This window comes from Infirmifilum sp., assembly GCF_049970975.1.
GTDB classification, from domain to species: Archaea; Thermoproteota; Thermoprotei; order Thermofilales; family Thermofilaceae; genus Thermofilum; species Thermofilum uzonense.
Genome location: NZ_JBMFLX010000212.1, coordinates 1 through 1,517 on the forward strand (window position 1 = coordinate 1; position 1,517 = coordinate 1,517).

Consider the following 1,517-nt stretch of genomic DNA (forward strand, 5'->3'; position numbering starts at 1 on the left):
CCAGTCCTGATCACCAGCTTACCCTCATTGGCTAAAGCCTCAAGCCCGTTAACGACCTCTTCACCGCCGAAGAATAGGCTTATCCACTTCTTATCCCTGGGTATTTCCGACTGCCTTACAAAGCGGTACCATACGCCTAGCTCCCGGCACTTATCAAGCCTCTCCTTATTGAACTCGTAACTGCCCTCGTGGATGGCGTTGCCTATGCAGTCTAGGATTTCCGAGACCTTATTCTCCACATCCCTATCACTGAGCTTGCCATCTATCGGTGGCACCCTCACCAACAGTACCTCGTTACTACCCTTATCCCTGCCCGTGTCTTTCTCGGCCAGGATTATCACCGTGGATATCAACGCCGTGAACAGCCTGTACGAGATGTCGATCAGGGCCCTTATCCTGTAGTTGTCGAGCAGGAATTTACCGAATTCGACCCCGTAGTCCGTCTGGAGCCACATGTTGCTGATTATCATCCCAAGCCTGGAGCCATCCTTGAGGAACCTCGTGGCGTGCATGATCCAGTAAACGTAGATGCCGGGCTCTGACCCATGCCGTGTATTGGGCCGTAAATCGTACCGCTTCAGCTCTTCTTTCAAGAGGCTAAGTATGACGTTCTGTGTATCGCGTGGGATCTCGAGCCACCTCGTGTAGGGCGGGTTACCTACGACCGCGTCGAAGTCCCCGGGCACCACCTCGCTTTTGCTAACTACTTTGCCAGCAGTGACAAGCCTGTAGGGTAACAACACCTGTTGATTCGGCATGACTGTGAAAAAGTCCCTGTGGATGAGCCTTAACTGGGTGCTCGGCGCCCTGACGTTTCTCATAGAGAGGTTCACCGCGGTGAGTTGTAGCGGGAAGGAGTTAATGTCTATTCCATACAGCTGGCTCAGTATTGCGCTGTGCACCTCTGCCGAGGGGCTCGAGGTCTGGAGGTCTCTCCCCGTCTTGAGGTGGTAAAGCCTCGCGTACGCTTCTATGAGGAAGGCACCCGACCCGGTACCCGGGTCAAGCACCTTGTCGCTGGGCCCCCTGATGGCCCACCTCGCTATAAACCTTGCCACTGCAGGTGGCGTGTAGAACTGGCCGAACTTGTGCCTCTCCTCGGCGGGTATCAGCCTCTCGTAAATGTACCCGATCACGTCGCCGATCTGCAGTACATCGGTCTCGCTTAGGAGCCTGTTGAAGTCGTTGAATATGCTGCAGATGGCGGGGTCGTCGGGTAGCCTGATCTCGTCGTAGAGGCCTGTCGCGAACACCGCCTCGAAGTCGTTGGTCGCGGTAATGGCGTCCATGAATAACTTTTTCAAGTCGTTTAGGTACTGGGCTGGCGACTTGCACTCGGGTAGTGCGGGGAGTTTATAGTGTTTTTCGAGCACCTTGTAGAATACTATCTTGTTCATGAGCGCGTAGAGCATCATTCTGGCCAAGTCCTCAACTCTCTCCAAGCCACTGCCCACTACGTCCGCAAGCCCATTTCTGTATCCGTTCTCCCTAGCCAATCTATCCAATACGCCGTAGTA

The 1,517-nt window shown here is 54.3% G+C and carries 1 protein-coding gene; it reads right to left on the reverse strand.

Features of this window, described 5'->3' with window-relative positions; all coding sequences use genetic code 11:
* Positions 1 to 1,496, reverse strand: a 1,496-nt coding sequence (locus ACP5KC_RS10630; RefSeq protein ID WP_428287579.1) for an HsdM family class I SAM-dependent methyltransferase, incomplete at its 3' end; no start/stop codon positions are given.
* Positions 1,497 to 1,517: the final 21 nt, after the last annotated feature.